This window comes from Nostoc flagelliforme FACHB-838 (assembly GCF_014698065.1).
Lineage (GTDB): Bacteria > Cyanobacteriota > Cyanobacteriia > Cyanobacteriales > Nostocaceae > Nostoc > Nostoc flagelliforme_B.
In genome coordinates, this window is record NZ_JACJSI010000304.1 from 1 (window position 1) to 7,137 (window position 7,137).

Consider the following 7,137-nt stretch of genomic DNA (forward strand, 5'->3'; position numbering starts at 1 on the left):
TTATGAACGACTACCAGAAACCTCTGAGACTTTTATTTACATTGCGATGATCCGGATTATGGTCAGGCGACTGGCATAATTTTTAACTCGCTTCGACTTTTAAAACATCCTCTGAACTGTTCCGGTATACAATCTGTTTTCTGAGGGGTCATGCTTAAAACTGCTGGAATTCATGTGCAATAGATATTTTGGCAGTTTTTGACTCCTCTTTTCTCCAGCTTCGTGAGAAATCCGGGTAACCCTGACACTTTTATCGATTCATTGACTAAATTGTGTGACTCATATACTGCATCCATATCAATCGCCAATTCATCAAGCGGCTGTTGAAGGCTTAAAAGAATGTTAATAGTCTGTTTTACTTGTTGTAGTCTTTCATTTGAAGCTAACAATAACAGCGCCGAGCTACTATCTATTACTTGATCGCCCCGCATAGCCACTATCTCTACACTGTATGCTTGCCCTGGCTTCAGTTCTGCAAGATATTGCGGATAGGTTAGAGTTTCGCCCTTGACTTCTAGTTGCCAGTTAATACCTCCGTTTCCTTTGACCTGCACAATGTACTTGGTAGCTCCCTTTGTTCTAAACCAGGATAATGTCGGTCGTGAGTTGTTGATTACTACACCATACGGTGTAATCTTATTCGGCTTGTTCTCTTCATCCGGCCCTTTAGCGATGACGCAGTTTCTCCCCTGCAAAACATTACATCCTCTACCTTCGTTCGCTTGTAATGGTAAACAATGTTTACCTACCACATCATTAGGCATGTCTATTATTATTCCTCTTGGGTAACAGAGGATTTTTACCTTCCCACCATTGGCTGTTCTAACTCTATCTTCACTACATAATTTTGTTAAAGGCTTATGGTGAATATCTCCATCTATCACTTTCGCTATTGGTTCGCAATCGGCTTTAGATTGCCGATTTGCCCTCACTACTTCCTGCCCCCGCACACGACTTACAGTGACGTTTGCTAATATCAATCCTAATATAATGGCTCCAATCTGAATCTTCTTCAACATGGGATTTATATACTTAATTTTTCTACAAACTATTTTTCAAAATACTAAAAGTTATCTCTTTTTAAATATCCTCTCTATTAATTCTTCTCGCCATTTTTGTACTTCTGGCAACCACGTATCCATCTTTGCCAGTAAGCATATTTCACCGTAACCACTTGCAGAATTTATATCTCCTAACGCTTCTTTCGCTTTCGATAACAAGCAATACACATCAACTCTTTGAGAATCTAAATTAAACGCTGTTTGCAAATCTTTATCCGCCCCTTGATAATCTTTTTGCATCAGTTTCGCCCAGGCTAAATTTTTATACAGTGCTGCTCTTAACTGTTTATCATTCGATGGGGCTTTATTCAATCCTTCTATTGCTAGTTTTTGAGCTTGAGTATAATTTCCTTGTAAATTATTCAACCTAGACAAATTATTCACAGCAATTAACGCCTGCTCCTGACCAGATTTAATTGCTAAGTTATATTGTTCTTGAGCTAAATCATATTTTTCTTGACTTTCATAAAAATTAGCTAAATTGTAGTGTCCTGTCCAGGAGTTAGGCTCTAGCCTAAAAAGCTGTTGGTAACTTTTATTTACACAATCTATATCTCTCAAAAATTGACAAGCCAATGCTAGATTATTATATGAATCTATATCATTCGGATTATATTTAGCCGCTAAATTATAATATTTCTTTTCTAATTCTAAATCTTCTTTAACTCTTCCTGCTATATCAAAGTAGAATTTGGAAATTTGATTACTTAATTCCGGGCGAATTTTTACTGCTTGCTCAAATACCTTTTGCGCTTGTTCTGTATTATTTTCCTCCTCTAGCTTTTGCCCTTGTGCTATTAAATTATTTGCATACATTGGTAATCCAACTGTATAACCTAGTAATCCTACCAAACTAATGCTGGCGATCGCTGCACTGAATATGAAGGGTTTCGACCTTGTTATTTTGTAAATCTTACTTTGCCCAGGCAGTTTTTTCAGTCGCCACAAAATAATTCCCGTTGTTTGCGGTCTATGTGCTGGGTTTGGATCTATCAACTCATCAATAAAATCCGCCAATGGCTTATCTATCTGTGGTGCTTTATGTCTCCAGATCAATCTCCCCGTATCATGATTTGTCTGCAATTCTCTTAATTTTACCCCCGTCACCAAGCGAACCATAGTCCGACCTAAAGCATAAAAATCTGACTGTGGAACCGCATGACCATGCGCTTGTTCTAGCGGACTGTAATAATGGGAAATTACTTTAGTGATTTCGTAATTACTGATAGTTCTGTCCGTTCCTCCAGTCGAGCTTACTTTGGCTAAATATGTATCTGTTATCTGGCGCACAGCCCCAAAATCTATTAAATATAATTGTCCATCCGGATCTAGAATTATATTGCTTGGTTTGATGTCTCTATGAAAAAATTCTGTATGATGTACTAAATCTAGTATTGCTACTATTTGTTCCAACCAATCTAGTGCTAACTCTTGTGAAACTGAATGATGAGTTTCTATCCAATCTTCTAAATTTTCCCCTTCAATTTTATCCATGATTAAGCATCTGAATTTGAAGGGGCTGTTCTCTAATTCGACGGTAAAGTAGTCATCATCTCCGTTTGTCTGCGGAATATTTGGATGATTTATTAATTGCAAGGCTAAAACCTCGCGCTCAAATCGCTCCACAGATTGAGGCGAATTCCATTTTAATATCTTCATGACTCGTCGTTTACGCCCAGGACTCCACTGCGTCCCAGAATCCTCTATTTCAAAAATCTCATTTGCCGTGAACGGGTTGCGATCTAATTCTCTTAATGGTTTAACTAGACGCACACGTTCATTGATCACTAAAGATGTACCGCAAGAAGCGCATTTGTCGGCATCATCAGGATTCTGCCGTCGTTCGCACAGAGGGTTTATACAGTAACACGACATCTTGTCTTAACTTTTTATTAAAGAATTAGCATTTGAGCAATATTTCGTTATTGACAACATTATAAAAATATTTCTTATGACTATTGCTTTTATTCACATTTAATGCAATAAAGCAAAATCTTTTTGTGACTTGAAGTCACTTTTCGTGAAAAATTATATGTTTACATTTACAAGAGCCTATCAAAACCCTCATAAAATAAGGCTTGAGTAATACTGGGCTAATCTGGGTGACTTTGTTTTGCATAAAAACACTCATTTAATCTTTTAGGAGATACACTTATAATCTAAAAAGCTGATACTATTATAAGTGACTCAGAGTCATAAGAATTAAATAGCTAGTTGATTTGATTTTACAAATGTTTCTTGCGGAACTCACGTACCAAAAGGAAAACTTCTTTTATGGATTTGAGCATTGAGCATGGGGTAAATTTCCAGAATTCTCTTTCTTCATCATTTTTTACACAAGAGCAACAGTCTCTGGAGTTACTACAGTCTTCCCCAACCGTATCCTTTTACCAAGCTCTAACTGTAGTCAACAATATAATTTTTACTGAAAAAAATCGATCCTTGACTAAACCTGAGATCGCCGTTCTCAAGGGTGCATGGGAAAACCAAGATTTTTCTGAGATCGGGCAGCAGTCTGGCTATAAGACTGGCTATTTACAGCGTCGTATAGCTCCTCAACTGTGGAACTTGCTTTCTGAAACAGTAACCAAAGGACAACAGGTCTTAAAGAGGAAAGTACGAACCCTGCTCACAGAAGTTGTTATAAACTATTATCAATCTAATCCCCACCTAGAACTTCCTTTATTTGATAGCCAGTTTATTAAAGGTCAACTTCCTAGCTCTAAACTATCCAATTTTTACGGTAGGCAACAAGAACTCTACCACTTAAAGAAATTAATTAACAACCATCGGTGCATATCTTTAGCAGGTGTCCCTGGGGTTGGTAAAACTGCTTTGTCCGCAAAGCTCTTAGCAGAACTTAGCTTAGACTCTACTCAACACTTTGATTTCCTGATTTGGAAATCAGTAACTCACTCAGTACGCCTTCAAGATTTATTGGGCGAACTAATCGATTTAATTCAACCAGATACTTCTCTCAACTTACCTGAATATACTCAAGCTCTGATTACCGCCTTAATTAAGCATTTACAATCTCATCGTTGTTTACTCGTACTGGATGGTTTTGAAGCTCTGTTTAAAACCTCTAATTTAGAACAAAGATTAGACTATAAAATATTCATGCGTCGGCTGTTAGAGGAAGAGCATAAGAGTTGTGTATTACTGACTTGTCGAGCTTTACCTAATGAAATTCATGCTATGAGCAAAGATGACCGATCTATCCTCTATTTTCGGGTAGACGGTTTAGATACAGATGCTGCTCTAAATTTTTTATCGGATCAAGGTTTAACAAACAAAAACGATTGTCTTGATTTAATCAAAACCTATCGTAGTAATCCCTCAGAATTAGCCACAGTAGTTCAAAAGATTAAACATTTCTTTTCTGGCAGTACAGAAATATTCTTTAAACATAAAACTACTTTTATTACTGATGAGTTTCAGTCAATGTTAGACGAAACTTTTGGTGAATCCTTGGAGCAAACCGAACGTTATATTATGATTTATTTGGCTAAAAAATTATCCCTAGACCCTACACCAATTAGTTTTAGTGATCTATTAATACAGCTCAATTCTTCTAAGAATATATCGGCTTCTACTTCGGCAATTATTAAAGCTTTAGAAAAGTTAGAACAACTATCTTTAATTGAAAGCATTAAACACCCAACCACTAAAGAAATCGCCTTTACTTTGCAACCTGTAGTCAAAAAATACATTAATACTGATCCCTTGGGTCTAGTACAGCCACAAAACTCTTTCCCCTCATTAGCTAACACATTTTAGAGAAGTATTTATGCTCACAAGAAAAAACAAAAATCTAGCTACTAAAATTTTAACGACAAATAATTATGTAGAGAATTTACTCCAAAAACTGTTTTTTTCTACACAAGTAGCTTTGAATCCAGCTGATCATCGGTTTGCGCTGCACGAACCTAAGCAAAAAGTTTTCCCCGCCAATCTGAAGATGAAGTTTTTAACCTACTACTAGGGTTGGCTTGAGAAAAACCCTTATACAATAGGGTAATTTTATTACGTTTAACAAAACAGGAGGTAGTATAACTCAGCATTTAAACCTCACTAGATGCGAAAAGAAGCAAAGTTCTGTAAGATCAAGCATGTTCATGTATAAACCTAAGAATCAAGAATGGAGGAAAAGCTCATACATAAAAATTTAGGCAAAACGCACTAGGGAGTACGCTTTGCCTTAAGGTAAAAAAAAACGACATATTTTAGGGCGGGGTTGATCTCGGCTGACAAAAAAAGTGGCACTTAAAGTTTGGCGACTTGAAACCACTGACTTGTCAAAAGATACCCACGCTGCTTTGCTATTGCCATTATACTCTAAAGCAATACGCACGGCCAGCTTTTGCTGACCGTTGGTAGTATTTTGACAAAAAATTTATATTTAAGATATGTAAATTTTTGTAAAAGCAGCGTTATAGGCAATTCGCAAAACCCTACGGAAAGCGGCACAAAGCGCGTCTACGCAATTCGCAATTGCAGAGTAATTGAATAATTAATGAATTCAGGCTCTTTTACTCTACTTCGTCTATGAGGAGGAAGTACGGGCGTAAATATAACTGCGGATTGCGAGTTAGTAATTGCGAATTGATTTAATCGACCCCCTCTGAAACTTGACAATAAAGTTATCGGAGGAATCTACCGTGCAAAATAACCAATGCCCAGAAGAGATGGGCGTTGGGGATCAAGTGTTGCCAGGTAACATTTGTGAATACCCCAATTATCTCACTGCCGCCGAGTATCATGAGTTAGCGGTGGGCAGCGCCATTCATCGAAGCTTGATTGAGCGCAACTTTTTCCATGTAGAGGGAGAATCAGTTTATGATTTTCTGTTCATATCTGATAAACTGCCACGTAAGAATGCGGGTCGGGTCACGGATGGATACATCAAAATGTATCAGCATCTATTACTGGGTGGGACGTGGATTCAGTCACTTGACCCATTCAAAAACTGGCAACCGATGGAATGGGGGCGGATTAAGCCGAACTTCCCCCGTATTGATTGGCAAACAGGTAAACCAGTTAAATACGAGTCGCCACCTAAGACCCCCAACCGCGTTACCTACTTTGATGTCGCTAACCCCATTTGGGACAAAGTTGCAAAGCGTTATTTAATTAAGCGCTATCATTCACTTTTAACATTGCGCTTACTGGATCAACTCAATCCACTAATATTTTGGGAGTGGGTAAAGCAGCATCCAGAGATTCCAGTTATCTTATGCGAGGGCGAAAAAAAAGCGGCCTGCTTGCTCTCTTTAGGGTTTGTAGCGATCGCACTCCCAGGAATTTGGAACGGGCGCGTAGGCAAACAAGATTTCGATGAACGGTTGCATCCAGATTTAATACCCTTGGCACAACCGGGACGCAAGTTCATTATATTATTTGATTACGAAACTAAAGCTAAAACCAGGTGGTCGGTGTTTCAAGCCACTGTTCGCACTGCAAAAGCAATTGAGGCAGTAGGTTGTGAATGCGAAGTTGCATCACTGCCGGGGCCAGAAAAAGGCGTTGATGATTTTGTAGTTGGTCGCACTGAAGATGCCAATGCACTACTAACTGCAATTATAGATGATGCCAAATCACTTGCCGACTACCAGCGCTCCTATCGAGCTAAGAAATGGGGACTCTCTAAGTACAAACCGGATGTCACAGTCAATATTAAATATTTGACCCAAGCACTCTGCATTCCTGATCTGGAGGAAAAATGTTCATCAGTTCAGCCGCTTTACGATATTTCACAAGAGCAATTGTTCACCCCAAGTGTTAGCTCTACAAGTTATAGGGAGGGAGAAACAAAACAAGAGTTAATAATTTCTGACTGCCCTGACCCTAAACCTTGTACCCAAAATCCCAAAAAGTCTTTCCGTTTTCCAGACAAAGGACTGGTTGTACTCTGGAGCGATATGGGCACTGGGAAAACTGAACTTATGCGCTGGTGGCGTGAGCAAAACCCCGACGCTCGGTTCCTCAACAACGGGCATCGCGTCAACCTGCTGAAGAATTTAAGCGATCGCCTAAGAACTGCGATGTATTCAGACTTGGGTTACACAGGTTTAGC

The 7,137-nt window shown here is 38.6% G+C and carries 4 protein-coding genes; 2 read left to right on the forward strand and 2 right to left on the reverse strand.

The window, feature by feature from the left end:
- Positions 1-170 precede the first annotated feature (170 nt).
- Positions 171-1,019, reverse strand: coding sequence for a fibronectin type III domain-containing protein (locus tag H6G97_RS41675; protein ID WP_190946440.1), 849 nt, complete (start codon positions 1,017-1,019; stop codon positions 171-173).
- 51 nt (positions 1,020-1,070) lie between these two features.
- The gene (locus tag H6G97_RS41680; protein WP_190946441.1) at positions 1,071-2,936 is read right to left on the reverse strand and encodes a protein kinase domain-containing protein; all 1,866 of its coding nucleotides are present in this window, start codon (positions 2,934-2,936) and stop codon (positions 1,071-1,073) included.
- 399 nt (positions 2,937-3,335) lie between these two features.
- Here H6G97_RS41680 and H6G97_RS41685 point away from each other — a divergent pair, with 399 nt between their 5' ends.
- Both H6G97_RS41685 and H6G97_RS41690 read left to right on the forward strand, forming a co-directional pair.
- Entirely contained in the window at positions 3,336-4,841 is a 1,506-nt protein-coding gene (locus H6G97_RS41685) for a helix-turn-helix domain-containing protein (protein ID WP_190946442.1), read from the forward strand.
- Positions 4,842-5,749: 908 nt separating this feature from the next.
- Positions 5,750-7,137: DUF3854 domain-containing protein (locus tag H6G97_RS41690; RefSeq protein ID WP_190946443.1), on the forward strand; the 1,388-nt coding region annotated here is incomplete at its 3' end.